Origin of the sequence: Oryzomicrobium sp. (assembly GCF_021287045.1) — a bacterium.
Lineage (GTDB): Bacteria > Pseudomonadota > Gammaproteobacteria > Burkholderiales > Rhodocyclaceae > Oryzomicrobium.
In genome coordinates this window covers 205,857-231,490 of record NZ_JAJTBG010000008.1, presented here as the reverse complement: position 1 = coordinate 231,490, position 25,634 = coordinate 205,857, and the positions used below count along the sequence as shown (strand labels likewise).

The 25,634-nt window shown below is 69.0% G+C and carries 25 protein-coding genes; 10 read left to right on the top strand and 15 right to left on the bottom strand.

What is annotated here, in order from left to right; translation table 11 throughout:
- Positions 1-488: 488 nt before the first annotated feature.
- Both waaA and waaC read right to left on the bottom strand, forming a co-directional pair.
- The gene (gene waaA / locus LWW89_RS11170; protein WP_293264131.1) at positions 489-1,823 is read right to left on the bottom strand and encodes a lipid IV(A) 3-deoxy-D-manno-octulosonic acid transferase; all 1,335 of its coding nucleotides are present in this window, start codon (positions 1,821-1,823) and stop codon (positions 489-491) included.
- Between the two features lie 53 nt (positions 1,824-1,876).
- Positions 1,877-3,097: a lipopolysaccharide heptosyltransferase I gene (waaC, locus tag LWW89_RS11165; RefSeq protein ID WP_293264129.1), complete on the bottom strand. Its 1,221-nt coding sequence runs from the start codon at positions 3,095-3,097 to the stop codon at positions 1,877-1,879.
- A 130-nt stretch (positions 3,098-3,227) separates the two neighbouring features.
- Between waaC and LWW89_RS11160 the strand changes: the two genes are divergently transcribed.
- The 8 genes from LWW89_RS11160 to LWW89_RS11125 all read left to right on the top strand — a co-directional run bounded on the left by LWW89_RS11160 (position 3,228) and on the right by LWW89_RS11125 (position 10,736).
- Positions 3,228-4,004 carry a glycosyltransferase family 2 protein gene (locus LWW89_RS11160; protein ID WP_293264127.1) on the top strand — a complete coding sequence of 259 codons (777 nt, stop codon included), beginning with the start codon at positions 3,228-3,230 and terminating at the stop codon, positions 4,002-4,004.
- Between the two features lie 96 nt (positions 4,005-4,100).
- The gene (locus LWW89_RS11155) at positions 4,101-5,168 is read left to right on the top strand and encodes an NAD-dependent epimerase (protein WP_293264125.1); all 1,068 of its coding nucleotides are present in this window, start codon (positions 4,101-4,103) and stop codon (positions 5,166-5,168) included.
- Positions 5,165-6,454, top strand: a complete 1,290-nt coding sequence (locus LWW89_RS11150) for a nucleotide sugar dehydrogenase (protein WP_293264123.1) — start codon at positions 5,165-5,167, stop codon at positions 6,452-6,454. Before LWW89_RS11155 ends, LWW89_RS11150 begins: the two co-directional genes overlap by 4 nt.
- 42 nt (positions 6,455-6,496) lie before the next feature.
- Entirely contained in the window at positions 6,497-7,564 is a 1,068-nt protein-coding gene (gene rfbB / locus LWW89_RS11145; protein ID WP_293264121.1) for a dTDP-glucose 4,6-dehydratase, read from the top strand.
- An 8-nt stretch (positions 7,565-7,572) separates the two neighbouring features.
- On the top strand, positions 7,573-8,457 hold the full coding sequence (rfbD, locus tag LWW89_RS11140) for a dTDP-4-dehydrorhamnose reductase (RefSeq protein ID WP_293264157.1): 885 nt from the start codon (positions 7,573-7,575) through the stop codon (positions 8,455-8,457).
- Positions 8,458-8,462: 5 nt separating this feature from the next.
- Positions 8,463-9,347 carry a glucose-1-phosphate thymidylyltransferase RfbA gene (gene rfbA / locus LWW89_RS11135; RefSeq protein WP_293264119.1) on the top strand — a complete coding sequence of 295 codons (885 nt, stop codon included), beginning with the start codon at positions 8,463-8,465 and terminating at the stop codon, positions 9,345-9,347.
- A 1-nt stretch (position 9,348) separates the two neighbouring features.
- Positions 9,349-9,897, top strand: coding sequence for a dTDP-4-dehydrorhamnose 3,5-epimerase (rfbC, locus tag LWW89_RS11130; RefSeq protein WP_293264117.1), 549 nt, complete (start codon positions 9,349-9,351; stop codon positions 9,895-9,897).
- 8 nt (positions 9,898-9,905) lie between these two features.
- Positions 9,906-10,736 (top strand): symmetrical bis(5'-nucleosyl)-tetraphosphatase, encoded by an 831-nt coding sequence (locus LWW89_RS11125; RefSeq protein WP_293264115.1) that lies wholly within the window; start codon positions 9,906-9,908, stop codon positions 10,734-10,736.
- Positions 10,737-10,987: 251 nt separating this feature from the next.
- Here the strand turns inward: LWW89_RS11125 and LWW89_RS11120 are convergent, their stop codons facing one another.
- The 10 genes from LWW89_RS11120 to LWW89_RS11075 all read right to left on the bottom strand — a co-directional run bounded on the left by LWW89_RS11120 (position 10,988) and on the right by LWW89_RS11075 (position 20,061).
- Positions 10,988-11,863 carry a lysophospholipid acyltransferase family protein gene (locus tag LWW89_RS11120; protein WP_293264113.1) on the bottom strand — a complete coding sequence of 292 codons (876 nt, stop codon included), beginning with the start codon at positions 11,861-11,863 and terminating at the stop codon, positions 10,988-10,990.
- A 51-nt stretch (positions 11,864-11,914) separates the two neighbouring features.
- Positions 11,915-12,724 (bottom strand): GNAT family N-acyltransferase, encoded by an 810-nt coding sequence (locus LWW89_RS11115; protein ID WP_293264111.1) that lies wholly within the window; start codon positions 12,722-12,724, stop codon positions 11,915-11,917.
- Positions 12,725-12,871: 147 nt separating this feature from the next.
- Entirely contained in the window at positions 12,872-13,363 is a 492-nt protein-coding gene (locus tag LWW89_RS11110; protein ID WP_293264109.1) for a glycine zipper 2TM domain-containing protein, read from the bottom strand.
- A 58-nt stretch (positions 13,364-13,421) separates the two neighbouring features.
- Positions 13,422-14,357 (bottom strand): carbohydrate kinase family protein, encoded by a 936-nt coding sequence (locus LWW89_RS11105; protein WP_293264107.1) that lies wholly within the window; start codon positions 14,355-14,357, stop codon positions 13,422-13,424.
- A 202-nt stretch (positions 14,358-14,559) separates the two neighbouring features.
- Positions 14,560-15,750, bottom strand: a complete 1,191-nt coding sequence (locus tag LWW89_RS11100; RefSeq protein WP_293264105.1) for a DUF3426 domain-containing protein — start codon at positions 15,748-15,750, stop codon at positions 14,560-14,562.
- 39 nt (positions 15,751-15,789) lie between these two features.
- Positions 15,790-16,689 carry a 50S ribosomal protein L11 methyltransferase gene (gene prmA, locus LWW89_RS11095; protein WP_293264103.1) on the bottom strand — a complete coding sequence of 300 codons (900 nt, stop codon included), beginning with the start codon at positions 16,687-16,689 and terminating at the stop codon, positions 15,790-15,792.
- 4 nt (positions 16,690-16,693) lie between these two features.
- Entirely contained in the window at positions 16,694-18,058 is a 1,365-nt protein-coding gene (accC, locus tag LWW89_RS11090; RefSeq protein WP_293264101.1) for an acetyl-CoA carboxylase biotin carboxylase subunit, read from the bottom strand.
- 13 nt (positions 18,059-18,071) lie between these two features.
- Positions 18,072-18,527: an acetyl-CoA carboxylase biotin carboxyl carrier protein gene (accB, locus tag LWW89_RS11085; RefSeq protein ID WP_293264099.1), complete on the bottom strand. Its 456-nt coding sequence runs from the start codon at positions 18,525-18,527 to the stop codon at positions 18,072-18,074.
- Positions 18,528-18,651: 124 nt separating this feature from the next.
- Complete coding sequence (gene aroQ / locus LWW89_RS11080) at positions 18,652-19,176, bottom strand: type II 3-dehydroquinate dehydratase (RefSeq protein ID WP_293264098.1); 525 nt, start codon at positions 19,174-19,176, stop codon at positions 18,652-18,654.
- A gap of 255 nt (positions 19,177-19,431) precedes the next feature.
- Positions 19,432-20,061 carry a hypothetical protein gene (locus tag LWW89_RS11075; RefSeq protein WP_293264097.1) on the bottom strand — a complete coding sequence of 210 codons (630 nt, stop codon included), beginning with the start codon at positions 20,059-20,061 and terminating at the stop codon, positions 19,432-19,434.
- A 129-nt stretch (positions 20,062-20,190) separates the two neighbouring features.
- On the opposite strand from LWW89_RS11075, the gene mpl reads away from it, so the two are divergent.
- Positions 20,191-21,546: a UDP-N-acetylmuramate:L-alanyl-gamma-D-glutamyl-meso-diaminopimelate ligase gene (gene mpl / locus LWW89_RS11070; protein WP_293264096.1), complete on the top strand. Its 1,356-nt coding sequence runs from the start codon at positions 20,191-20,193 to the stop codon at positions 21,544-21,546.
- 102 nt (positions 21,547-21,648) lie between these two features.
- On the opposite strand, the gene LWW89_RS11065 is transcribed toward mpl, so the two are convergent.
- On the bottom strand, positions 21,649-22,383 hold the full coding sequence (locus LWW89_RS11065; protein ID WP_293264095.1) for a DnaJ domain-containing protein: 735 nt from the start codon (positions 22,381-22,383) through the stop codon (positions 21,649-21,651).
- A 208-nt stretch (positions 22,384-22,591) separates the two neighbouring features.
- Here LWW89_RS11065 and LWW89_RS11060 point away from each other — a divergent pair, with 208 nt between their 5' ends.
- The gene (locus LWW89_RS11060; RefSeq protein ID WP_293264093.1) at positions 22,592-23,233 is read left to right on the top strand and encodes a peroxiredoxin; all 642 of its coding nucleotides are present in this window, start codon (positions 22,592-22,594) and stop codon (positions 23,231-23,233) included.
- Between the two features lie 136 nt (positions 23,234-23,369).
- On the opposite strand, the gene LWW89_RS11055 is transcribed toward LWW89_RS11060, so the two are convergent.
- The gene (locus LWW89_RS11055) at positions 23,370-24,443 is read right to left on the bottom strand and encodes a COX15/CtaA family protein (RefSeq protein ID WP_293264091.1); all 1,074 of its coding nucleotides are present in this window, start codon (positions 24,441-24,443) and stop codon (positions 23,370-23,372) included.
- 214 nt (positions 24,444-24,657) lie between these two features.
- Entirely contained in the window at positions 24,658-25,620 is a 963-nt protein-coding gene (locus LWW89_RS11050; RefSeq protein ID WP_293264089.1) for a heme o synthase, read from the bottom strand.
- Between the last annotated feature and the right edge of the window lie 14 nt (positions 25,621-25,634).

The following is a 25,634-nucleotide window of genomic DNA, read 5'->3' as shown; positions in this document are numbered from 1 at the left end:
CAGTGCGCTCCCCCGCCGGCAGACCAAACAGCCGGCCTGCCGGTCCCCTGCGCTACTCGCCCGGGACGGGGGCTGCGGAACTCGGCCTACGGCCTCGGACAGTCCTCGCCCTTTTCCGCCCCGGACTGCGTTGCTCGGCGGGGGAGAAGGGCACACGGGGGCGCACGGTTTGGGCGCTGCCTGGTGCGCCACGTTGCTTGGGCCAGTTGTGCATTACCCTGAAAGCTACGTCTGGTGCGGCGTTCCAGGGTGCGCTTTCCGAGAACCGCGCTGGTATTGGGTTGGCGAGTATGCGCCTTGTAGATCAAGCATTGGCGCGGGTTTCAGGCTGTGCGTGAAATTTGGCGTTGCATGCGCGCCTGCCATCCCGCTGCGTTTTTTGCCCCCCGCACCCCTGCGAATGCTGCGTTGGAAGCGGTTCCGCAGGTTCGCACCACGCACCAGTACCGATACGGCGATCGCTTTCCCTTGCTGAAGCGTGATGCCCCTTAGCCCCGCATCGCGGCGTCGATCACCGCCATTACCCGTTCCGTCGCGCCTCTATGGGCCGTGCTGAAGGCCGTCGCGGCGTTTTGCATGGCGGCTAGTGTTGCGGGGTGGGTGAGCAGGTCGGCGGCGGCCGATGCCAGTTCCGCTGCGTCCGCCACCTGCCGCGCCGCGCCGGCCGCCACCGCGTCCCGGGTGGCCTGGGCGAAGTTGAAGGTGTGGGGGCCGATCAGCACCGGGCAGCCGCAGGCTGCCGCCTCGATCAGGTTCTGCCCGCCCAGGGGCACCAGGCTGCCGCCGATGAAGGCCAGGTCGGCGCAGGCGTAGTAGGCCGGCATCTCCCCCAGCGAATCCCCCAGCCAGACGTCGGTGGCGGCATCGACCGCGGGTGCCGCTTCCCCCGGCGCGGTCGAGCGGCGGGTCAGCGCCAGGCCGGCACCCTGGGCCAGGGTCGCTACCTCGTCGAAGCGCTGCGGGTGGCGCGGCACCAATACGAGCAGGGTCCGCTCCAGCCCGGGCTGGCGGCGCAGGGCGGCAAAGGCGTCCAGCACCAGGGGCTCTTCCCCTTCCCGGGTGCTGGCGGCGAGCAGCACCGGGCGCGGACCGCCGGCCTGGAAGGCGATGCGCCAGGCCCGGCCCCGGTCGCGCAGGGCGGGGGGCGGGGCTACGTCGAACTTGACGTTGCCGCACACGGCGATGTTGCCGGCGCCGCAATCGGCCAGCCGTTCGGCGTCGGCCCGGGTCTGGGCGGCCACGGCGGCCAGGGCGGCAAAGGCCGGGCGGACCAGGGCGGAAAAGCGCCGGTAGCCCCGGGCCGAGCGTTCCGACAGTCGGGCGTTGGCCAGCACCACCGGCACTTGGCGGGCAGCGCAGCTTTGCACCAGATTGGGCCACAGCTCGGTTTCCATCAGCACCCCGACCTTGGGGCGCCAGGCGTCGATGAAGCGGTTAACCGCGCCGGGCAGGTCGTAGGGCAGGTAGGTGACGGCGATGCGCTCGCGGCCGGGGAAACCGGCGGCCAGGTAGAGGGATTCGGCGGTGTCCCGGCCGGTGGGGGTCATGCCGGTGATGACCAGGTGGTGGTCTGGATGGCGGTCGAGCAGGGCCCGCACCACCGGCTGGGCGGCCCGGGTTTCACCCACCGACACGGCGTGCAGCCATAGCCAGGGCGTGCCGTCGTAGGGCGTGAAACCGTCAGGCGGGGCGCTGTAGCCGAAGCGCTCGCCCAGGTGGCGCCGGTAGCCGGGCTGGCGCCGGCCGCGCCACCACAGGCGCAGGCAGATGAGCGGCGTCAGGGCGTAGAAGAGCAGGCTGTAGGCGAGGCGGGTGAGGTCCATGGCGGGCGGTGGAAACCGTGCGGGTAGGGCGGGCTAGCTGGGCGCCTGGGGGGTTAGCCGACGGCGGGCAGGTCGCGCCCGGTCAGGAAGGCGTAGGCGCGGGCGGCCACGTCCCGGGAGTCGGGGCACTGGGCCTTGCCGCCCAGGTTGGCGTGCAGGCCGGCGGAGAGGACGCCGGTCAGGCCCGGGTCGGTGGCGACGAACAGGGCCAGGGTGGGGATGTTGAGCGCCGCGGCCAGGTGGGTGAGGCCGGTGTCCACGCCCACCGCCAGCCGGGCGAGAGCGATCTGGGCAGCCAGCTCGGCCAGGCCCGAGGCGGGAAGCGCCTCGGCGCGAGGTGGGGCGGGAAAGGCGCGTCCCCCCTCGATCTGCACGATGGGTGGCTGGAGATCGGCCATCCATGCGGGGGTTGCCAGGGAGGCCTCCGGGGCGTTCAGGGCGGCGGCGATGCGTCCGGCCCGCTCCCGCTCCCGGGGGCTGCCGCCGGGCAGGCGCAGGTCCAGGCCGGCGGCGAGCAGGGCCCGGCCCAGGGCGATCCAGCGGTCTTCCGGCCACAGCTTGTCGTCCCGGCTGGTGGCGGTGAGCAGCACGGCGTAGGGGCGTTCGGCTTCGGCGCCGATGGCCGGGGCGGGCAGGCGCGGGCTGCCGGCCAGTCCGTAATCGAGGGGCAGCAGGTCGAGCTGGTCGGCGTAACCGAAGGCGGCGGCGGCCAGCCAGCGGTTGCGGGTGACGGCGTGGATGCCGGTGGGGATGCTGTAGGTCCGGTCGTAGAAGCGCGCCGCCAGGGGTTCCCGGGCTGATTCCGGGGCGTAGCCGGCCTTGGGGCCCCGGGCCTGGCGGGCGATCAGGGCGCTCTTGACCAGCCCCTGGGTGTCGAGCACGGCATCGTAGGCGCTCTCGCGCAGGCGGCGGCGGAAGGCGCCGATCTCGCCCCAGGTGGCGCCTTGCAGCAGGTGCTTGCGCCAGCGCCGCACCGCCACCGGGATCGTCTGTGCCACGCCCGGGTGCAGACCGGGCAGAGCCTGGAAGCCTTCCTCGACGCACCAGTCGATGCGCGCCTCGGGGAAGTGGCGGCGCAGGTCGCTGACCACCGGCAGGTTGTGGATCACGTCCCCCAGGGACGAGGTCTTGACCAGCAACAGGGTCGGCGGGGCGTGGGGGCGGGAGGCGGGAGCGGGCAGGGGCGGCAAGGTAGAATGGCGGCCGAATGAAGGGAGAATGCGCCAGTCGCGGAACAGGACCAGGCAGGCGGCATAGGCGCGGCGAATACCCACGGTATTGGCGCGGGTGGATTATACGGCCCTGCCGTCCATCCGGCCCGCCCCGCCGGGTGCCGGGCCATGCCGCCGGGCCTTCTTCCCTCTCGCCTTTCCGACCACTCCGATTGCTTCGATTGCTCCGACCATGCCCCTGTCCGTCGTCATCATCACCCTCAACGCCGCCGCCCAGTTGCCGGCCTGCCTGGACAGCGTCGATTTCGCCGACGAGGTGCTGGTGGTGGATTCGGGCAGCAGCGACGGCACCGTGGAGCTGGCCCGCGCGCGGGGCGCCAGAGTGATCCACCAGGACTGGCTGGGGTTCGGTCCGCAGAAGCAGTTTGCCGTGGAGCAAGCGGCCCACGATTGGGTGCTGTGCCTGGATGCCGACGAGCGGGTCAGCGCGCCGCTGCGGACGAGCATCCTGGCCGCCCTGGCGGCACCGACGGCCCGGGCCTACCGCTTCGCCCGCTGCAACCGCTTCCTCGGCCGCTACCTGCGCCACGGCGAGGGCTACCCGGACTGGAGCCTGCGCCTGTTCCACCGGGGCCATGCCCGCTGGTCCGACGACGCGGTGCACGAGAAGGTGGTGGTGGCGTCGGAGGCCGGACCGGTCGCCACCCTGGCCGGCGACCTGATGCACGATTCGGCCGAGAGTATCGCCGCCTACCTGACCAAGCAGAACCGCTACACCAGCCTGGCCGCCGAAGCGGCGGTGGCGGCGGGAAAGAGGGCGTCGGCGGGGCGGGTGGCGCTCTCGCCCCTGGTGCGCTTCTTCAAGTTCTACGTGGTGCGCCGCGGCTTCCTCGACGGCCTGCCCGGCTTCATTCACGTGACGATCGGCTGCTTCAACAGCTTTACCAAGTACGCCAAGATGCGGGAGATCGCATTGCGGGCCGGTCGGCACGGCTCCGGCCAGGGGTGATGCCTTGGGGCGGAGACGGAGTGGGGCTCCGGTATAATTTTCGTTTTGCCCGGGGCGCTATGGGTCCGGGCGGTCATTCAGGCGTGTGGGGGTAATTTGAAAGTTCTGGTCACCGGTGCCGCCGGATTCATCGGCATGCACACGTCGTTGCGCCTGCTCGACCGGGGCGACGAGGTCGTGGGGTTCGACAACTTCAACGACTACTACGATCCGACCCTCAAGGAAGCCCGGGCGGCCCGTCTGGCGGGGCACCCCAACGCAGCCCGCTTCCGCATGGTGCGCGGCGACGTGGCCGACACGGCGGCGGTGGCGGCCCTGTTCGCCCGGGAAGGCTTCGATCGGGTGGTGCACTTGGCCGCCCAGGCCGGCGTCCGTTATTCCCTGCAGAACCCCCACGCCTACGTCTCGGCCAACCTGGCGGGCTTCGTGAACATCCTCGAAGGCTGCCGCCACGGTCGCGTCGGGCACCTGGTGTACGCCTCCAGTTCCAGCGTCTACGGCGGCAACACCAAGATGCCGTTCTCCGAGCACGACAGCGTGGACCATCCGGTGAGCCTGTACGCGGCTACCAAGAAGTCCAACGAGCTGATGGCCCACACCTACAGCCACCTGTTCGGCCTGCCCACCACCGGCCTGCGCTTCTTCACCGTGTATGGCCCCTGGGGGCGCCCGGACATGGCCTTGTTCCTGTTCACCCGGGCGATCCTGGAAGGCCGTCCCATCGACGTGTTCAACCACGGCCAGATGGTGCGCGACTTCACCTATGTGGACGACATCGTCGAGGGCGTGGTCCGCGTGCTCTACCAGCCGGCCCAGCCCGACCCGGCCTTCGACCCGGCCAATCCGGACCCGGCCCGCAGCAATGCCCCCTACCGGGTGTTCAACATCGGCAACCACGATCCGGTACAGCTGATGACCTACATCGAGACCCTGGAGAAGGCCTTGGGCAAGACGGCGGAAAAGAACTTCCTGCCCTTGCAGGACGGCGATGTGCCGGCCACCAGTGCCGATACCGCCGAACTGGCGACCGCCGTCGGCTTTGCTCCCGCGACCACGGTGGAAGAGGGCGTGCGCCGCTTCGTGGCGTGGTACCGGGACTACTACGCACAGTGTGCGTACGCACCAATGCACAAGAACGAGCGCAAGAAAGAGTGGAAGCGATGACTGATACCCGATTCAATCCGACCGTTGCCGTCATCGGCCTGGGCTATGTGGGGCTGCCGCTGGCGGTGGCGTTCGGCAAGCGCTTCCGTACCATCGGTTTCGACCTGGCCGAGAGCAAGGTCGCGGCTTACCGCCAGGGATTCGATCCCACCGGCGAAGTGTCCAGAGAGGAGCTGGCCGAGGCCGTGCATCTGGAGGCGACGACGGACCCGACCCAGCTTTCCCTGGCCGATTTCATCGTGGTCGCCGTGCCGACACCGGTGGACGACGCCCACCAGCCCGACTTCTCGCCCCTGGTCGGCGCCTCCGAGACCGCTGGGCGGTACATGAAGCGGGGCGCGACCCTGGTGTTCGAATCCACGGTCTACCCCGGGGCCACGGAAGAGGTGTGCATCCCGGTGCTGGAGCGGAGTTCCGGACTGCGCTGGGGGCAGGATTTCCACGTGGGCTATTCCCCGGAGCGCATCAATCCGGGCGACAAGGAGCACACGCTGACCCGCATCGTGAAGGTGGTGTCCGGGGACAGCCCCGAGACGCTGGAGCAGGTGGCGCGCCTGTACGAGTCGGTCATCGTGGCGGGGGTGCACCGCACTACCTCGATCAAGGTCGCCGAGGCGGCCAAGGTCATCGAGAACACCCAGCGCGACCTGAACATCGCCTTGATGAACGAACTGGCGCTGATCTTCGACAAGCTCGGCATCGATACCAACGAAGTGCTCGAGGCGGCCGGGACGAAGTGGAACTTCCTCAAGTTCAAGCCGGGCCTGGTCGGCGGCCACTGCATCGGCGTGGACCCCTACTACCTGACCCACAAGGCCGACATGCTGGGCTATCACCCCCAGGTGATCCTGGCCGGCCGCCGCATCAACGACGGCATGGGCAAGTTCATCGCTGAAAAGACCATCAAGCTGATGATCCAGGCGGGGCAGAACATCAAGGGCGCGCGGGTGAACGTGCTCGGCCTGACCTTCAAGGAAAACTGCCCGGACCTGCGCAACTCCCGGGTGCCGGACATCATCCGTGAGCTGGAGAGCTACGGGGTGGAGGTGTTCGTCCACGATCCCCTGGCCGATGCGGCGGAGGCAAAGCACGAATACGGCCTGACCCTGTCCGCCTGGGGCGATCTGCCGGTGGCCGAGGCGGTGGTGCTGGCGGTGGCCCACGATGCCTACCGCAACGACGGTGCCGCCATCGCCGAGAAGATTCTTCCCCGTGGCGGGCTGGCAGATGTCAAAGCCCTGTTCGGGCAGCCGCCCCGCGGCGACATCACCCTGTGGCGTCTGTGATTTCGCCGCTGTATCGACAACAAGCATAGGGAGCGGAACAACGTGATCCTGGTAACTGGCGGGGCCGGGTTCATCGGCGCCAATTTCGTGCTCGACTGGCTGGCGGAGAACGAGGAGCCAGTCCTCAACCTCGACAAGCTGACCTACGCGGGCAACCTGGAAAACCTGGCGGCGTTGGCCGGGAATCCACGCCACATCTTCATCCAGGGCGACATCGGCGACGCGGCGCTGCTCGAAAAGCTGCTGACCACGCACCAGCCCCGGGCCGTGGTGAACTTTGCCGCCGAGTCCCATGTGGACCGCTCCATCCACGGCCCCGAGGATTTCATCCAGACCAATATCGTCGGCACCTTCCGCCTCCTCGAGGCGGTCAGGGGCTACTGGAGCCGGCTCGACGACGCGGCGCGGGCGACATTCCGCTTCCTGCACGTTTCCACCGACGAGGTCTATGGCTCCCTGACCGCGGAGGCGGCGCCTTTTGCCGAGTCGCACCGTTACGAACCCAACAGCCCGTACTCGGCCTCCAAGGCCGCGTCCGACCATCTGGTGCGGGCGTATCACCATACCTACGGGTTGCCGGTTCTCACCACCAACTGTTCCAACAACTACGGCCCCTACCATTTCCCGGAAAAACTGATCCCGCTGATGATCGTCAATGCCCTGGCGGGCAAGCCCCTGCCGGTCTATGGAGACGGCATGCAGGTTCGCGACTGGCTCTACGTCAAGGACCACTGCAGTGCGATCCGGCGCGTACTCGCCGCCGGCCGCCTGGGGGAAACCTACAATGTCGGCGGTTGGAACGAGAAGCCGAACATCGAGATCGTCCATACCCTGTGCGACCTGCTGGATGAGATGCGGCCCCGGGACGACGGACAGCCCTACCGTACGCAAATCATCCATGTGGCCGATCGCCCCGGGCACGACCGCCGCTATGCGATCGATGCGCGCAAGATCGAACGGGAGTTGGGGTGGCGTCCGGCGGAAACCTTTGAATCCGGTATCCGCAAGACGGTCCGCTGGTACCTGGATAACCAGGACTGGGTCGCCAACGTGCAAAGCGGCGCATACCGCACCTGGCTGCAGACGAATTACGGCGAGGCGCTGAAGTGACGGCTCCGCTGAAAATCCTGCTCTTCGGCAAGAACGGGCAGGTAGGCTGGGAACTGCAGCGCGCCCTGGCGCCGTTGGGCCAGGTGCTTGCCTTGGGGACGTCGGGCCAGCCCGGTCTGGCTGGGGATTTTCGCGATCCCGAGGCGATCGCCCGGACTGTCCGGACGGTGGCGCCGGATGTGATCGTCAATGCGGCCGCCTACACTGCCGTCGACAAGGCGGAAGGCGAGCCCGAACTGGCCCGGTCCATCAATGCCGACAGCGTGGCGGCGATCGCCCGGGAAGCCGCGGCCCTGGGGGCCTGGCTGGTGCACTACTCCACGGATTACGTCTTCGATGGCAGTGGCGAGCGGCCCTGGTGCGAGCGGGACGTCCCCGCGCCCCTGTCGGTCTATGGTCAGACCAAGCTGGCGGGAGAGCAGGCAATCCAGGCGGCCGGGTGTCGCCACCTCATCTTCCGGACGAGCTGGGTCTATGCCACCCGTGGCGGCAACTTCATCAAGACCATGCTGCGCCTGGCGGCGGAACGGGACCAACTCAAGGTGATCGACGACCAGTTCGGGGCCCCGACCGGTGCCGAACTGATCGCCGACGTGACCGCCCACGCCATCCGCACCGCCCGACGGCAGGCGGACGTGGCCGGGCTTTACCATCTGGCCGCCGCTGGGGAAACCACCTGGTACGGCTACGCGCGCCATGTGATCGAATCCGCCCTCGCGGCGGGGCGCCCGGTCCTGGTCCGGCCCGTGCCGACCAGCGCCTATCCCCTGCCGGCCCCGCGGCCGCACAACTCGCGTCTGGATACGGCGCTGCTGCAACAGACCTTCGATCTGGCTCTGCCCCATTGGAAAATTGGGGTGTCACGCACGTTGGCGGAACTTTTCGACAAATAATCACCATGATCCAGCGCAAAGGTATCATCCTCGCGGGCGGGGCCGGAACCCGCCTGCATCCGGCCACGTTGGCGGTGTCCAAGCAGCTTCTGCCTGTCTTCGACAAGCCGATGATCTACTATCCCCTGAGCACACTGATGCTGGCCGGGATCCGCGACATCCTGATCATTTCGACGCCCCAGGACACGCCCCGTTTCGAGCAGCTGTTGGGCGATGGCCGGCAATGGGGGTTGAACCTGACCTATGCCGTGCAGCCCAGCCCGGACGGTCTGGCCCAGGCCTTCATCATCGGCGAGTCCTTCCTTGCCGGGGCGCCAAGCGCGTTGGTGCTGGGCGACAACATCTTCTACGGCCACGATTTCCCGCAACTGCTGGGCAATGCCATGGCTCGGGAACACGGCGCCAGCGTGTTCGCCTACCACGTCCACGACCCCGAACGTTACGGCGTGGCCGAGTTCGATACGGCGGGAAAAGTCCTGAGCCTGGAGGAAAAACCTGCCCGGCCCCGGTCCAACTATGCGGTCACCGGCCTGTATTTCTACGACAGCCAGGTGGTGGAACTGGCCAAGGGATTGCAACCTTCCCCCCGTGGCGAACTGGAAATCACCGATCTCAATCGCCTCTATCTGGAACGGGGCGACCTGTCGGTCGAGATCATGGGGCGCGGCTATGCCTGGCTCGATACGGGGGCCCATGAAAGCCTGCTCGAGGCGGGGCAATTCATCGCCACCCTGGAAAAGCGCCAGGGCCTGAAGGTGGCCTGTCCCGAGGAAATCGCCTGGCGCCATGGCTGGGTCGACGACGCCGAACTTGAGCGGCTCGCCCAGCCCCTGGCCAAGAACGGCTATGGTCAGTACTTGCAGGGTCTGTTGAAGCAGAAGGTGTTCTAAGGTGAAAGCGGTTCCATCGGCGATTCCGGATGTGGTTCTCTTTGAGCCGAAAGTATTCGGCGACGAGCGCGGATTTTTCTTCGAGAGCTTCAATGCCCGCGAATTCGCCAAGGCCACGGGGCTGGAGGCCCAGTTCGTCCAGGACAACCATTCCCGCTCCCGCCAGGGCGTACTGCGTGGGCTCCACTATCAATTGGCGCCCAAGGCCCAGGGCAAGCTGGTGCGGGTGACCGAGGGCGAAGTGTTCGACGTGGCGGTGGACATCCGCCGCGGTTCGCCGACTTTCGGCCAATGGGTGGGGGAGATTCTCTCCGCGGAAAACAAGCGCCAGCTGTGGATTCCAGCCGGTTTTGCCCACGGCTTCGCGGTGTTGTCCGAGAATGCCGAATTCCTGTACAAGACCACCGACTATTGGTCCCCCGAGCACGAGCGCTGCATCCGCTGGGACGATCCGACACTGGCGATCCCGTGGCCAGTGCCGGGCGCGCCGCTGGTCTCCGACAAGGATCGCCAGGGGTTCAACCTGCGCGATGCCGAACTTTATGATTGAGTGATTTCATGGCCACCTACGCCATCGGCGACATCCAGGGCTGCTTCGACGCCCTGCAATGCCTGCTCGACCGCTGCCGCTTCGACCCCGCCCAGGACCGGTTGTGGTTCGTTGGCGACCTGGTGAACCGGGGGCCCCAGTCCCTGGAAACCCTGCGCTTCGTGCGCGGCCTGGGGGATGCGGCGGTGACAGTGCTGGGCAATCACGACCTGTACCTGTTGATGGTGGCCGCCGACGCGGTGCCCAAGCGGGGGCGTGATGACACCCTGGACGAGATCCTGGCCGCGCCGGACCGGGGCGAGTTGCTCGACTGGCTGCGCCGCCAGCCCCTGTGCCACCGGGAAGGCCCCTACTGCGTCGTCCATGCCGGCCTGTTGCCGGGCTGGAGCGCCGACCAGGCCCGGGCCCTGGCCAGGGAGGTGGAGCTTGAGCTGGCCGGCCCGGACTGGCGCCGCTTCCTGCAGACCCTGTGGGGCGACGAGCCGGCGGCCTGGCGCGACGATCTGGCGGGGACGGAGCGCCATCGGGTGATCGTCAACGCCATGACCCGGATGCGCTTCTGCTCGCCGGAGGGCGAGATGGAATTCCGCGCCAAGGGGGAGCTGAGCGACGCCCCCTCCGGCTTCCTGCCCTGGTTCGACGTGCCCGGGCGGCGCAGCCACGACGGCCGCACCGTGCTGGTCACCGGCCACTGGTCGGCCCTGGGCCTGTTCCTGCGCACCGATCTGCTGGCCCTGGATTCGGGCTGCCTGTGGGGCGGCGCCCTGACCGCCCTGCGCCTGGAGGACCGGCAGGTCTTCCAGGTGGAATGCGGCCAGGACGGCTGCGTCGCGCGCTGATGGGGCTGCGACCGAGCAGCCTATAAATTTTTGTTATGTTGCCCGGTGGGTGCTTCGTCAAGCTCGGCGACTGGCGCGGACCTTCTGTTTTTCACTGCCGGACATCATTAATGTTTTTAATGATGTGACCGGCTGATCGGCGCAATGTCGTCATTTCGCCGTCACTGCGGCCAAGGGCGAATCCGTAAACGGAGGGCGGCGCCTGAAAGTCAGAGGCGCCGCAAAATCAGCCCGTCAGCCTGCGGCGCCCATCAGTCCACGGCAAAACCCAGAGCGTTGGCGATGCTGGCCCGGGCGGTGCGCGCCAGGGTGCGGCGGTCGGCGCAGGGCGAATCGGGTCCGGTGTCGAGGGGGGGCAGAATCTGCACCCGCACGATCAGCCGACGGCGCGTCAGGATGGCGCCCAGGCACTGGCCCATGGTGGTGTCCCCGGCATAGGCCGGCGCCAGGCTGGGGCGCCCGTCGGCCTCGTGGTACGACAGGGCGATGGGGATCACCGGCAGCCCTGTTTCCACCGCCGGTTGCAGCAGGGCGCCGTGGAAGTGCAGCAGATGGGTGCCGTCGGTGGTGGTGCCTTCCGGAAACAAGGCCACATGGGCGCCGGCGGTCATCGCCGACTCGATCTCCCCGTTGACCACCTTGGCGTGGCCCCGGCTGCCGCGGCGCAGGAAGATGGTGTCGGTGTGGGCCGCCAACCAGCCGATCACCGGCCACTGGCGCACCTCTGCCTTGGAGACGAAGGCCACCGGCGAGGTGGCGTTGAGGGCGTAGATGTCGATCCAGGACACGTGGTTGGCCACCACCAGGCCGGCGGGGGGCAGCACCGCGCCGTCGGCGTGGCGGACCTCCAGGGCGAAGCCGAGCATGGCCAGCAGCTGCCGGGCCCAGCGGCGCTTCAAGGCGCGGCGGTGGCGCGGCGAGGTCCAGGGATAGACCAGCATCAGGGTCAGCACGCCCTGGACGAGATGGAGCACCAGCCGGGCGCAGCGGAACAGGCGCACGACCCGGGTGGTGGGGCGCGGGGCGGTGCGCGAAAGCGTGTCTGGCGCGGCCGCGGCGTTGCCGTCGGGGTGGGCCAGGGAAGGAGCGGGGGCGTTCAGTTTCGGACTCGCGAGGTGAAACGACAAACGGGGAGACGCAGGCGCCTCCCCGGGATCGGGCGGTTGCCGCCGGCGCGCTCAGGCGCCGTTCTTCAGGAAGTGCTTGGCGTAGCGGGCATCCACCCGGGACATGGGCAGCAGCACCGGCAGGTCGGCGGTGTTGAAGTCCGGGTCCCAGGCCGGCTCGCCGCACACCCAGGCGCCGGCGCGCAGGTAGCCCTTGACCAGGGGCGGCACCAGCGCTTCGCTGCTGGCGGCCGCTTCGCGGCTCAGGGCGTCCAGGGGCAGGGGCACCCGGGGGAAGACCCGGTATTCCAGGGGCGACATGTGCTCGGTCAGGCGATGATACAACGCGGCGGCGGCGAAGCCCCCGTCGGCCATGGACACCGAGGCGCAGCCGATCAGGTAGTCGTAGCCGTTCTCCAGCATGAAGCGGGAGAGGCCGGACCACAGCAGGGTGATGGTGGCGCCGCTGCGGTAGTCGGGATGGACGCAGGAGCGGCCCACTTCCACCAGCTTGGGGCGCAGGTGCTGCAGGCGGGTCAGGTCGAACTCGCCCTCGGTGTAGTAGTTGCCGATCTTGCGCGCGGCTTCGGGCGACAGGATGCGGTAGGTGCCCACCACCTCGCCGCTGTCCTCGTCGCGCACCACCAGGTGCTCGCAATGAGCGTCGAACATGTCCTGGTCAACGCCCGGGGTGCGGCATTGCAGGTTGGCGCCCATTTCCTGGGCGAACACCCGGTAGCGCAGGCGCTGGGCTTCTTCGATTTCACGGGGACTGCGGGTCAGGCCCACGCTCAGGTGGCGGCGCTGGCGCGCGGCGGATTGGTCCTGGGCGGCGGCGTCGGCGTTGTGCAAGACCGGGGACTGGTCGGCTGGGGTCGTCATGGAGTGCTCCCTCTCGTTCGATGGGGACCACTGTACGGATCGACCATGACAGACCGGTTGCAGCCGCATTAACCGTCCATGACCTGGAGGGCGGAAACGCCACGAGGCCCCGCAGGGCCCCGTGATATGCCGGTAGCGGCGCGCGGATCAGCGCGATACGCGGGTGGCGCCGCCGCCGGACAGCACCCGCACCCGGTCGCCAGGGGCGAACTGCTGATCGGCTTCCTGCACCACGGCGATCAGGGAGCCGTTGTCGAGGCGCACGGTGATTTCCAGGCCCTGCTTGCGGGTCAGGCCTTCCTCGGCCGCCGCGCCGGCCAGGCCGCCGGCCACGGCACCGATGATGCCGCCGATGATCTGGCCCTTGCCGCCGCCCACGTTGCTGCCGGCCACACCGCCCACCGCGGCGCCGGCCAGGCCGCCGACCGGGGTCTTGGTGCCTTCGATCTGCACCGGCTTGACGGCTTCGACCACGCCCATGCGCACCACCTGTTCCTGGCGCGCCTGGTCGCGGCTATAGACCTCGCCGGAGCGGCTGGAGGCGCAACCGGCGGAAATCAGCACGGTGCCGCCCACCAGGGCGAGCAGCGCCAGGCGGGAGGCGGAGAGGGGCATGGAGAGAGCGGCGGGGCGGGTCATGTCGGGCTCCTTGATCGTTCTTGGTGGTATGGGAAAAGCATACTGCGCTCGGCAGAGCTTACCAAGGCCGGTAGCCGAATTCGGTGACGAAGCGTTGCGCGATGTAATCGCGGGTGAAATGGTGGTTCTGCGGGCCGGCCTGGGCGATCTTGATCGCGCCGAGCAGGGAGGCCAGGCGCCCGGTGGTTTCCCAGTCGAAACCGGCGGCAATGCCGTAGAGCAGGCCGGCCCGGTAGGCGTCGCCGCAGCCGGTGGGGTCCACCACGGCTTCGGCCTTGACGCAGGGGATGGTGAGCTTGCGGCCGCCCACGTAGATGTCCGAGCCTTCGGCGCCCTTGGTGACTATCAGGGCAGTGACCTTCTCCGCCAGGGCCTCCAGGGAGAGGCCGGTGCGGTCCATCAGCAACTGGGCCTCGTAATCGTTGAAGGCGGCGTAGGTGGCCTGCTCGAGGAAGGCCAGCAGGTCGGCGCCGTCGAACATGGGCATGCCCTGGCCCGGATCGAAGATGAAGGGGATGCCGGCCGCGGCGAACTGGCGGGCGTGCTCGATCATGCCGTCCCGGCCGTCCGGGGCGACGATGCCCAGCACCACATCCTTGGCGTCGGCCACCTTGTTCTCGTGGGAGAAGCTCATGGCGCCCGGGTGGAAGGCGGTGATCTGGTTGTCCGACAGGTCGGTGGTGATGAAGCACTGGGCGGTGTAGCTGCCCGGCACCAGGCGCACGTGGTCCTGATTCAACCCCAGGTCGCCGAGGCGCTGCCGGTAGGGAGCGACGTCCTCGCCCACGGTGGCCATGATCAGGGGTTCGCCGCCGAGCAGCTTGAGGCTGTAGGCGATGTTGCCCGCGCAGCCGCCGAATTCCCGGCGCAGCTGGGGCACCAGGAACGACACGTTCAGCATGTGGATCTTGTCCGGCAGGATGTGATTCTTGAAGTGGTCCGGAAAGACCATGATGTTGTCGTAGGCGATGGAGCCGCAGATCAGGGTGCGCATGGGAATGGTGGCGGGAATAGGAATGGGCGGGTTGGAATGGCCGGGGCGGCGGGCCGCTCCGGAAAACCCGCAAGTTTAGCGCGAAAAAAACGGCCCGCCGTTGCCGGCGGGCCGAAAGCTATTCCCGAGAGACTTGCAGGGCAGGACTATGCCTGCGCCAGATGACCGGGCGATTACGGCGGCGCAGCGCCTGCCGCCGGGGTCAGGGGTAGAACACCACCAGCCGGTAGCCGGCGGCTTCCAGGGGCTTGATGTCCAGCCACACCTTGACGGCCAGGTCGGCCCCCGGGGCGAACTCGGCGGGGGCGCCCGCCGGCAGGTAGTCCGCCGGAGCCAGGGTGCGGCGCAGCACCACCGTGTCGCCCACGTCGGTGAGGGCCAGGTCCAGGGACGGGTAGGCCTGGGCGAAGGCCGCCCGGTTGCGCAGGGTGGCCTGCAGCACCAGAAGGCCGCGGCTGGCGTCGGATTGCAGGTCGGAGGCTTCCAGGCTGATCTTTTCGGTGACCCGAGGCAGGGGCACCTTCATGCCCAGGGCGGCGAACACGCCGCGCAGGGCCGGCACGCTGGTGCACAGCTCGGTGCGCCAGTAGGCGGCGGCCTGGCCGAGCAGGACGAGCACGAGCAGGGTCGCCGCCAGGGCGTAGGGCCAGGCGGGGCGCTGCTGGGATGCACCCAGGCCCAGGCCACCGGCGCCGCCGGCCAGGGGGGCCTGGGCCCATTTGCTGTAGCCGGGAATCTCGGTGTGGTCCCGGGCCAGGATCGGGTCGCTCGGGTCCGGGGTCAGGACCGGGTTGAGGGGGGCGGCGGGGGCAGCTTCCTCGGCGGCAGGTTCGGCGTTGGGCTCGGATTGGAGCTCGGCATCGGCCGGGCCGGGTTCGGCGCCCGGCTCATCCGGCGGTACAGCGCGGCCGTCCGCGGCGATGGCGCCGTCTGGGACGGGTTTCGCCTCCTCCGGCGCCATGTCGGGGCGGGGGACGAGTACGGTTTCGCCCGCCGGGTCCCAGTCCGGGCCGGGGGCGAGGAGGGTTTCCCCGGCCGGGTCCCAGGCGGGGTCGAGCAGGGGCGCGGCCTCGACGGGGGACTCCGACACGTCGAGTGCCAGGGGCTGGGGCTCCGACTGGAACTCCAGGTCGGTAGGGAGCCGGGTGGGGGCGTCCAGCGGCAGGTCGGCGGGATGCGCTGCGGGGGAGATTGCCGGGGGCTCGGCGGCTGGAGCCTCGGCAGGTTCCAGGGGCGCGGCCAGGATGGTTTCGTCGCTGGGGTCTGCTTCCAGGTGTTCCCGGGCGTCGAAGACGTGCTGGCACTGGCCGCAGCGCACCCGTCCGGACCGGGCCTGGAGCTGTTCCGGGGTGATGCGGAAGGTAGTCTGGCAAGCGGGGCAGCGGGTCAGCATGACAAAACTCCGGGAGCGGGCGCGGTCAGCGCCCGGCCGTCAGGGATGGCGTTGGCCGGCCAAGCATACCCAGCCTTCCCGGCTGTCGGCCAGGGCGGTGGGCAGGTAGGTGGAGTAGAGGGCGCACATTTCCTCGGCCTGTTCCGCCAGGATACCCGAGAGCACCAGCCAGCCGCCGGGGCGGACGTGGCCGGCCAGGGCCGGGGCGAGCATCTTGAGCGGATTGGAGAGGATGTTGGCCACCACCACGTCGAACAGGCCGTCCACCGGCGCGGCCGAGTCGTGGAAGCGGCACTGGGCGGCGACCGCGTTGCGCTCGGCGTTGGCGACGGCGGCATCCACCGCCTGGGGATCGATGTCCACCCCGACCACGCTGGCGGCGCCCAGCCGGGCGGCGGCGATGCCGAGGATGCCCGAGCCGCAGCCGTAGTCGAGGACGGTCTCGCCGCCCTTCAGGTTGGCTTCCAGCCACTCCAGGCACAGCCGGGTGGTGGGGTGGGAGCCGGTGCCGAAGGCCATGCCCGGGTCGAGGATCAGGTTCACCGCGCCCGGGTCCGGCGCCTCGTGCCAGGAGGGCACGATCCACAGCCGGCCGGAAATGGGGATGGGGTCGAACTGGCTCTGGGTGAGCTGCACCCAGTTCTGCTCTTCCACAGTCTCGGTGGTGAAGGGGGGCACGGCGTTGAGGCCGGCCTCCCCGGCGGCCAGCGCCAGGCTGGCGGCCAGGTCGGCATCGGCGTCGAACAGGGCGACCACCGCCGAGCGTTTCCAGCCCGGCTGGGTGATCATGCCCGGTTCGCCGAACTGGGGCTCCTCGTCGGGGGTGCCGGCGTCGGCATCCTCGATCGAGGCGGTCAGCGCCCCGTGCTCCATCAGGGCGTCGGCCAGCGCTTCGGCGCCGGCCGCATCGGTAATCAGCCGCACCGAAAGCCAGGCCATGACGTCAGTCCTTCTTCTTGATCTCGCCGCGGGCGGCGAGCTTCTCTTCCAGGTAGTGGATGCTGGTGCCGCCTTCGACGAAGCGGGCGTCCTGCATCAATTCCTGGTGTAGCGCGATGTTGGTCTTGATGCCGGTGACGGCCATTTCCGACAGGGCGATGCGCATGCGGCGGATGGCCTGCTCCCGGGTTTCGCCGTAGGCGATCACCTTGCCGATCATCGAATCGTAGTGGGGCGGGACGCGGTAGCCGGCATAGACGTGGGAATCCACGCGAATGCCGGGGCCGCCGGGCGGGTGCCAGCCGTCGATGGTGCCGGGGGAGGGCACGAAGTTGAACGGGTCTTCGGCGTTGATGCGGCACTCGATGGCGTGGCCCTTGAGTACGATGTCGCGCTGCTTGACGCGCAGCTTCTCGCCGGCGGCGACGCGGATCTGTTCCTGGACGATGTCGATGCCGGTGATCAGCTCGGTGACCGGGTGTTCCACCTGGACCCGGGTGTTCATCTCGATGAAGTAGAACTCGCCGTTTTCATAGAGGAATTCGAAGGTGCCGGCGCCCCGGTAGCCGATCTTGCGGCAGGCTTCGGCGCAGCGTTCGCCCACCTTGGCAATCAGCCGCGGGGGAATGCCCGGGGCCGGCGCCTCTTCGATCACCTTCTGGTGGCGGCGCTGCATCGAGCAGTCCCGTTCGCCCAGATACACGGCGTTGCCGTGCTGGTCGGCGAGCACCTGGATTTCCACGTGGCGCGGATTCTCCAGGAACTTCTCCATGTACACGGTCGGGTTGCCGAAGGCGGTCTGGGCCTCCTGGCGGGTCATTTGCACGGCGTTAACCAGGGCGGCCTCGGTGTGCACCACGCGCATGCCGCGGCCACCGCCGCCGCCGGCGGCCTTGATGATCACCGGGTAGCCGACGCTGCGGGCGATCTTGACGATCTCCTTGGGGTCTTCCGGCAGGGCGCCGTCGGAACCGGGCACGCAGGGCACGCCGGCGGCCTTCATGGCGTCCTTGGCCGAGACCTTGTCGCCCATCAGGCGGATGGTGTCGGCCTTGGGGCCGATGAAGACGAAGCCCGAGGACTCGACCCGCTCGGCGAAGTCGGCGTTCTCGGAAAGGAAGCCGTAGCCCGGGTGGATGGCCTGGGAGTCGGTGACTTCCGCCGCCGAAATGATGGCGGGGATGTTGAGGTAGCTCTGGGCGGAGGGGGCCGGGCCGATGCACACCGACTCGTCGGCGAGCTTGACGTACTTGGCTTCGCGGTCGGCCTCGGAGTGCACCACCACCGTCTTGATGCCCAGTTCCCGGCAGGCGCGCTGCACACGCAGCGCGATCTCGCCCCGGTTGGCGATGAGGACCTTGTCGAACATGCTGTCCGACTCCTTAGCCGATGACGAACAGCGGCTCGCCGAATTCTACCGGCTGGCCGTTCTCGATCAGGATGGCCTTCACGGTGCCCGAGACTTCTGCCTCGATTTCGTTGAGGAGCTTCATGGCCTCGATGATGCACAGGGTCTCGCCGGCCTTGACCGCCTGGCCCACCTCGACGAAGGCGCTGGCGCCGGGGGAGGGGGAACGATAGAAGGTGCCGACCATGGGGCTCTTGACCACGGTGCCTTCCGGCAGGGCGTCGGCGGCGGGGGCTTCCGGAGCCATAGTGGCGGCCACGGGGGCAGCGGCGGCCGGGGCGGCGGGCATCACATAGGCCTGGGGGGCGGCGGTGGGGGCGGCCAAGTGTTTGGCAATGCGCACCTTCTCTTCGCCTTCGGTCACCTCCAGCTCGGAGATGCCGGACTCTTGCACCAGGTCGATCAGTTTCTTGAGCTTACGCAGATCCATTCTTGATTTCTCCCCAAAAAAAGCGCGCAACGGGGCGCACGGGATGATTTATGCAGGACGTTTTGAACTTGGAAATTTGGTTGGGGCGGCAAGATGGCCGCCCCGGAAGGCTGTCCGACGGAGCTCAGGCCGTGTCGCTGGCGGCGATGCGGGCCAGGACGTATTCCAGGGCCAGGGAATAGCCCTCGGCCCCCAGGCCGCAGACGACGCCCACGGCCAGGTCGGAGAAGTAGGAATGCTGCCGGAAAGGTTCCCGGGCATGCACGTTCGACAGATGCACCTCGATGAAGGGGATGCCGACGCCTGCCAGGGCATCGCGCAGGGCGACACTGGTGTGGGTGTACGCCGCCGGATTGATGATGATGAACGCCACGCCTTCGTCCCGGGCCGCGTGGATGCGCTCGATCAGCGCCCCCTCGTGGTTGCTCTGGAACGCCACCAGCTCGACGCCTGCCGCTTCGGCCCGGCGCGCCAGGGCCAGGTTGATGTCGGCCAGGGTGGTGGAACCGTAGATTTGCGGTTCCCGGGTGCCCAGCAGGTTGAGGTTGGGGCCGTGCAAGACCAGTAGCCGCGGCGTGCGCGCCTCGACTGCGGAGGCGCCTTCGCGGGCGGTTTTGGTTTTGCCGGAGGTGGATTTTCGGCGCTGCATGCCGGCAAGTTTGCCGGAAATCGCCGGAGTTTGTCCAGACGGGAATCACGTAGCCCGGGGCGGCGCCTGGGGGGCGAAAACGCCGTCATGGGGCCGTTTTGCGCCTGGCATGGTCGGGGGAGGCCGGCCCCGGGCGGGTTGGCCGGCCATTTGGAGCGGCGTTGGCGGTGGCGTGGGGCGCTATGCCTGCTGCAAACCAGTTTGTCCGACGTTCGCCACAGATGGCCGCTTTTACCCCGTGCCGTGGCGCCGGGGTCAGGCGTTGGCGGCGACCAAGGATTCCACCGCCTCGCGGCGGGCCCGTTCCCGCACCCGGCCGTCCCGGCTGCGGAAGGTCACCCGCTCGTCGTCCGGCGGGTAGATCACCAGGTTCACCGGGGCACCGTGCCAATCCAGTTGCAACACCGCTTCGACCCGGTCGTGGCGCGGGGTGACGTGCTCGAAGGGGATGTTGCGGTTGAGCAGGTAGATTTCCACGTCCTTGGCCGAGTCCGGGTAGAGCAGCAGGTCGATCTCGGCGTAGCGCCCGGCGGTGCCGTCGAGCACCGAGCCGGTCAGATAAGGGCTGAAACGCTCGAACTCGCGCATCGCCTCCAGGGCTACCTGGCGCATGCCCTGGAGCCGGTCGCGCTGTTCGTCGCCCTGGTACAGGGCCTGGTGGGTGCGCAGGGCCGATTCCACCTCGGCGTTGGTGGGCAGCCCCTCGCCGTCGGCGAGGTTGAGCTGGCGGGCGGCCTTGCGCTTGGCCAGTTCGTAGTCGAGGGAGCCGTCCTCGGCGATCAGCCGGGCGGCGGTGGAGGCGATGGTCTGGCGCAGCATTTCGGCCTGGCGCGGGCTGGCCGGGTGCTGGCGGCGGGACGGGGTGGCGGTGTTGCGACGGGGCATGGCGATGGCCTCGGGTAGGGGACGGGCTCGGGTAGAATCCCGTCCAGTCCTCGGGGGCGGCGGCGTGTGGCGCAGCCCCCAGTCCACGCGTCCCATTGTATCCCGCCCCCAACGCATTCCCATTACAACATGCACATCCACATTCTCGGTGTCTGCGGCACCTTCATGGGCGGCATCGCCCAGCTGGCCGCCGCCGCCGGCCACCGGGTCACCGGCTGCGACCTGAACGTCTATCCCCCGATGAGCGACCAGCTGGCCGCCGCCGGCATCGAACTGGTGTCCGGCTATGGCGAGGAGCAACTGGCCCTGGAACCCGACCTGTTCGTGGTCGGCAACGCCATCTCCCGGGGCAACCCGCTGCTGGAGGCCATTCTCGACAAGGGGCTGCCCTACGTCTCCGGCCCCCAGTGGTTCGCCGAGCACATCCTGCAAGGCCGCTGGGTACTGGCGGTGGCTGGCACCCACGGTAAGACCACCACCTCGTCGATGCTGGCCTGGATTCTCGAAGACTGCGGCTACGCCCCGGGCTTCCTGATCGGTGGGGTGCCGCTCAACTTCGGCGTGTCGGCCCGGCTGGGCGGTTCGCCCTTCTTCGTGGTCGAGGCCGACGAGTACGACACGGCCTTCTGCGACAAGCGCTCCAAGTTCATCCACTACCGGCCCAAGACCGCCATCCTCAACAACCTGGAATTCGATCATGCCGACATCTTTGCTGATCTGGCGGCGATCGAAACCCAGTTCCACCATCTGGTGCGGACCATGCCGCGGATCGGCCAGATCGTCACCAACCGGGGCGAGGCCAGCCTGGAACGGGTCCTGGCCCGGGGCTGCTGGTCCGAGCAGGTGGGCTTCAACGACCCAGCGGGCTTCCACACCCGGGGCGACGACGCCAGCGGCGCCCTGGCGCTCTACGAGGGCGAGCGCCTGGTGGGCGAGACCACCTGGGAGGTGACCGGCGACCACAACCGGGCCAACGCCGTAGCCGCCCTGCTTGCCGCCCGCCACGTCGGCGTGCGCCTGGAGGATGGACTGGCTGCCCTGTCCCGCTTCAAGAACGTCAAGCGGCGCATGGAAGTGCGCGGCGTGGCCGGCGGGGTGACGGTGGTGGACGACTTCGCCCACCATCCGACCGCCATCGCCACCACCGTGGCCGGCCTGCGCCGCAAGGTGGGGGCGGATACCCGCATCCTGGCGGTGCTGGAGCCCCGCTCCAACACCATGAAGCTGGGGGTGATGAAAAACGCCCTGCCCGGCTCCCTGGCCGAGGCCGACCGGGTGTTCTGCTACGCCGCCAACCTGGGCTGGGACGCCGCTGCCGCCCTGGCGCCCCTCGGCGACAAGGCCGTGGTGCGCGACGACCTGGACGCCCTGGTGGCCGAGGTGGTGGCCGCCGCCCGGCCCGGCGACCAGGTGCTGGTGATGAGCAACGGCGGCTTCGGCGGCATCCACGGCAAGCTGCTGGACGCCCTGGCTGCGCGGGGCTGACCCGGCCCCCGGGCGCCGTTCGGCGCTCGGGCTGCCGCCCCTTCCTTTTTCCCCTTCCCGGCCTGATCGTCCGGAGCGCCCGATTCAGGCGCCTTGGGGGGGTCAATAGCTGCGGTAGCTCGGTCCGCGCCGGTTGTCGTATTCCATCTGGCGCAGGGTCGCCTTGTCCCGCTCCAGGCGCTGCTGGGCTTCGCGCTGGCGTTCCTGTTCCAGGGCGAGCACCTGTTGCTGCTGGCGGCGGTTTTCCCGGGCGGCGTTGGCGGCAGCCACTTCCCGGGAATGCAATGCCGCGTCGGCCCGGGCATTGGCGACCTCGTAGCTGTGCTGGGCGTCCCGTTCGGCCTGGGCCTGGAGCTGGGCCTGCTGGCGGGCTTCGGCGGCCTCCTGGAGCAGGCGCGTCTTTTCCAGTTCGGCGGCCAGTTCGAGGGCGCGCCGCTCCTTGGCCTGACGTTCGACCTCGGCCAGGGCGCGGGCTTTTTCGGCCTCCTGCCGGCTCTGGTATTGCCAGCCGCCGACCAGGGCGGCGCCGATCAGCAGGACGGCCACCCAGCCCAGGCGCCGCGATGGCGGGGGCGCAAGCATCGCCGCCGTGGCGGCGGCATCGGCCTTGGACGCCAATTGCTGGTCGTAGCGCTGGCGCGATTCGGGGCGGGACAGCACCTGGAAGGCGTCGTTGATCGCCTTGTAGCGGTTGAGCGCGTCTCCGTCGTCCGCCGTGCCCTGGTTGTGGGGCGCGTGGGGGTGGTACTTGTCGGCCAGGCGCTGGTGGGCGGCGGCGATGGTTTCGGCGGAGGCGGTGGACGAGACTTCGAGCAGGTCGTAGAGGGTCTTGCTCATGATGGCTGGGGCGGTGGCGGTAATGTAAAACGCGTGAATCGGTCAGAAATCCGTCAGGCCGTGACGATGACATAGCCGCGCCCGGCGGGCAAGGCGCCGGAGGGGGGGGCGGGACGAAGCCCGGGTTCTAAGCTCATCAGCAAACGTTATTTGGCCCCGGGGCGGCCGCTGTCCAGAATGAATTCACCTGTTCCTTCCGGAGATCCGCATGGCTTCCCTGCGCCTGGGCGATACCGCCCCCGACTTCGAGCAAGAGTCCTCCCTGGGCCCGATCCGCTTTCACGAGTGGCTGGGCGACAGCTGGGGCATCCTGTTCTCCCACCCGGCCGATTTCACTCCGGTGTGCACTACCGAGCTGGGCTTCACCGCCAAGTTGGCCGACGAATTCAAGAAGCGCAACGTCAAGGTCATCGCCCTGTCGGTGGACCCGGTGGAGTCCCACAAACGCTGGATCGAGGACATCAACGAGACCCAGAAGACGGTGGTCAATTTCCCGATCATCGCCGACGCCGACCGCAAGGTGTCCGAGTTGTACGACCTGATCCACCCCAACGCCAGCGCCACCGCCACGGTGCGTTCCCTGTTCGTCATCGACCCGCAGAAGAAGGTGCGCCTGACCATCACCTACCCGGCCAGCACCGGGCGCAACTTCAACGAAATCCTGCGGGTGGTGGATTCGCTCCAGCTCACCGAGTACCACAGCGTGGCCACCCCGGCGAACTGGCAGGACGGCGACGACGTGGTGATCGTGCCCTCCATCACCGACCCCGAGGTGCTCAAGGCCAAGTTCCCCAAGGGCTGGAACGCCATCAAGCCCTACCTGCGCCTGACGCCCCAGCCCAACCGCTGATTCAATCGCTGATCGCCGGACGTTTGCGTCCAACGGCAAAAAGCCCGCTTCGTGCGGGCTTTTTGCCGTTCATGGGGTGATTTTTGCTGCGATTGGCGGCGAACGTCGGTCAATCGTTGCGGGGCGGCGGCGCCGTTCACCCGGCCGGATGCAACTGGCGCCAGCCGCCGGGCCGGGGGGCCGGTGCGTCCCGATCCCGCCGGGGTGCCCGGGCCAGGCGGTGGCACAGGGCCAGGGCGCCGGCCAGGAGCAGGGCGGCGCCCGTGTTGTGGGCCACCGCCAGGGGCAGGGGCAAGGTCGCCAGCACGTTGGCGACCCCCAGCCCGGCCTGGAGCAGCGTCAGCCCGGCCAGGGCGGCGGCCGCGCCGCGGTGCCCCTGGCGCAGCAAAGCCAAGGCCAGGGCGGCGGCGGCGGCCAGCACCGCCAGGGCGCCGGCCCGGTGGGCCAAGTGGATGGCGGTGAGCGCCGCGCCGGGCAGCAGCGCGCCGTCGGCGGTGGCGCCCAGGCTGCGGTCGAGGGTGAAGGCGTGGTGCCAGTCCGCCGCCGGCCAGGCTTGGCCGCCGGTGCAGGCGGGGAAATCGCCGCAGGCCAGGGCCGCGTAGTTGCTGCTCACCCAGCCCCCCAGGGCGATCTGGCCCAGCACCAGCAGCACGAACAGGGCGGCGCCCCGGCGCAGTCCCGGGCTGGCCGCCGGCAGCCGCTCCGGCGCCGGCGTCAGGTTCGGGCGCAGTTGCAGGTTGAGGGCCAGCAGGCCGCCCCAGGTGAGCATGCCGCCCAGCAGGTGGGCGGTGACCACCAGGGGCTTGAGCAGCAGGGTCACGGTCCACATGCCGAGCAGGGCCTGGAACAGCACCAGCCCGACCAGGGCCGTGGGCAGGGCGCGGCGCAGCGGCCCGCGCTCGGTCCATACCCCGCGCCAGGCGCCCACCGCCAGGGCGGCGATGAGCAGGCCCAGGGTGCCGGCGGCGTAGCGGTGGATCATCTCCTTCCACGCCTTGGCCGCTTCCACCGGCCGGTCGGGGAACAGCCGGGCCGCCTGGGCGTGCTCGTGGGGGGCGTCCGGCACCCCCACCAGATGGCCGTAGCAGCCGGGCCAGTCGGGGCAGCCCAGGCCGGCGTCGGACAGGCGCACGTAGGCGCCCAGGGCGACCACCCCCAGGGCGAGGAGGGCGGCGAGCAGGGCGAGGCGGCGGTAAAGAGCGAGGGTCATGATGGACTCGGGGGGGAGAGCAAAAATAGGAAGAGGGGGGCGGGCGCCAATGCCGGTGGATCGGCCGCCTTCCAGCGGGCTGGGGCGGCCGATGTATTAATAAATTTCATGTATTCGCCTGGTTCGAAATACAAGGTCCGCGCCAGTATTGGAGTTTGGCGATACGCCGGTCGGGATACATGAATAAAATTGATATATTGATGCCACCGCCGCCTCAGGCCGTACCCGGCAGGCCCAGGAAGTGATCGGCCAGGAGCGCGGCGAACAGGCCGAACAGATAGACGATCGAGGTGCGGAACACCTTGCGCGCCAGGGCGTCGGAATAGGCCCGCCATAGTTGCCAGGTGCGCGCCAGGAACAGGGCGTCGAGGACCAGCACCGCCGCCAGGTAGAGGCCGCCGGCCATGCCGATGGCCACCGGCAGCAGGCTCACGCCGCACAGGGCGATCACGTACACCAGGCTCTGGGTGCAGGTGTGGGCCACCCCGTGGGTCACCGGCAGCATGGGCAGGCCGGCCTGGGCGTAGTCGTCGCGCCGGTAGCAGGCCAGGGGCCAGAAGTGGGGCGGGGTCCAGGTGAAGACGATGAGGAACAGGGCCAGGGCCTCGGCCCCCACCTGGCCGGTCACCGCCGCCCAGCCGAGCAGCGGCGGCATGGCCCCGGAGGCGCCGCCGATGACGATGTTCATGGGCGTGGCCGGCTTGAGGATGACCGTGTAGATCACCGCGTAGCCGAGGAAGGTGGCCAGGGTCAGCCACATGGTCAGGTCGTTCACCCACAGGTGCAGCACCGCCAGGCCGGTACCCCCCACCAGGGTGGCGAGGGTCAGGGTCTCGACGGCGCCGATCTCGCCGCGCACCAGGGGGCGGCCCCGGGTGCGGGCCATGCGCGCGTCGATGTGCCGCTCCACCAGGCAGTTGATGGCCGCCGCCGCCCCGGCCACCAGGGCGATGCCCAGGGAGGCGGCGACGAACACTCCGGCGCCGGGCAGCCCCGGGGTGGCCAGGACCATGCCGATCATGGCGGTGAACACGATCAGGCTGTTCACCCGGGGTTTGCACTGGCGCCAGAAGGCGGCGAGCTTGAGGGCGAGGGGCTGGGGCCGGGCCAGGATGGCGGCGCGGGCGTGGGTGTGGGCAGCCTCCGGACCGGCGGGCGTGGGGGTGGCGGTCAGCATGGTCTCCTCCTTTT

Bases quoted from the DNA above. Each gene is read 5' to 3' on its own strand.
- rfbA (WP_293264119.1), top strand. From the start codon at position 8,463: ATGATCCAGCGCAAAGGTATCATCCTCGCGGGCGGGGCCGGAACCCGC.
- LWW89_RS11060 (WP_293264093.1), top strand. From the start codon at position 22,592: ATGGCTTCCCTGCGCCTGGGCGATACCGCCCCCGACTTCGAGCAAGAG.
- aroQ (WP_293264098.1), bottom strand. From the start codon at position 19,176: ATGCAGCGCCGAAAATCCACCTCCGGCAAAACCAAAACCGCCCGCGAA.
- accC (WP_293264101.1), bottom strand. From the start codon at position 18,058: ATGTTCGACAAGGTCCTCATCGCCAACCGGGGCGAGATCGCGCTGCGT.
- LWW89_RS11110 (WP_293264109.1), bottom strand. From the start codon at position 13,363: ATGACCCGCCCCGCCGCTCTCTCCATGCCCCTCTCCGCCTCCCGCCTG.
- prmA (WP_293264103.1), bottom strand. From the start codon at position 16,689: ATGGCCTGGCTTTCGGTGCGGCTGATTACCGATGCGGCCGGCGCCGAA.
- LWW89_RS11050 (WP_293264089.1), bottom strand. From the start codon at position 25,620: ATGCTGACCGCCACCCCCACGCCCGCCGGTCCGGAGGCTGCCCACACC.
- LWW89_RS11100 (WP_293264105.1), bottom strand. From the start codon at position 15,750: ATGCTGACCCGCTGCCCCGCTTGCCAGACTACCTTCCGCATCACCCCG.
- LWW89_RS11150 (WP_293264123.1), top strand. From the start codon at position 5,165: ATGACTGATACCCGATTCAATCCGACCGTTGCCGTCATCGGCCTGGGC.
- LWW89_RS11125 (WP_293264115.1), top strand. From the start codon at position 9,906: ATGGCCACCTACGCCATCGGCGACATCCAGGGCTGCTTCGACGCCCTG.
- mpl (WP_293264096.1), top strand. From the start codon at position 20,191: ATGCACATCCACATTCTCGGTGTCTGCGGCACCTTCATGGGCGGCATC.
- LWW89_RS11115 (WP_293264111.1), bottom strand. From the start codon at position 12,724: ATGACGACCCCAGCCGACCAGTCCCCGGTCTTGCACAACGCCGACGCC.
- LWW89_RS11065 (WP_293264095.1), bottom strand. From the start codon at position 22,383: ATGAGCAAGACCCTCTACGACCTGCTCGAAGTCTCGTCCACCGCCTCC.
- LWW89_RS11075 (WP_293264097.1), bottom strand. From the start codon at position 20,061: ATGCCCCGTCGCAACACCGCCACCCCGTCCCGCCGCCAGCACCCGGCC.
- LWW89_RS11055 (WP_293264091.1), bottom strand. From the start codon at position 24,443: ATGACCCTCGCTCTTTACCGCCGCCTCGCCCTGCTCGCCGCCCTCCTC.
- LWW89_RS11105 (WP_293264107.1), bottom strand. From the start codon at position 14,357: ATGCGCACCCTGATCTGCGGCTCCATCGCCTACGACAACATCATGGTC.
- waaA (WP_293264131.1), bottom strand. From the start codon at position 1,823: ATGGACCTCACCCGCCTCGCCTACAGCCTGCTCTTCTACGCCCTGACG.
- accB (WP_293264099.1), bottom strand. From the start codon at position 18,527: ATGGATCTGCGTAAGCTCAAGAAACTGATCGACCTGGTGCAAGAGTCC.
- LWW89_RS11160 (WP_293264127.1), top strand. From the start codon at position 3,228: ATGCCCCTGTCCGTCGTCATCATCACCCTCAACGCCGCCGCCCAGTTG.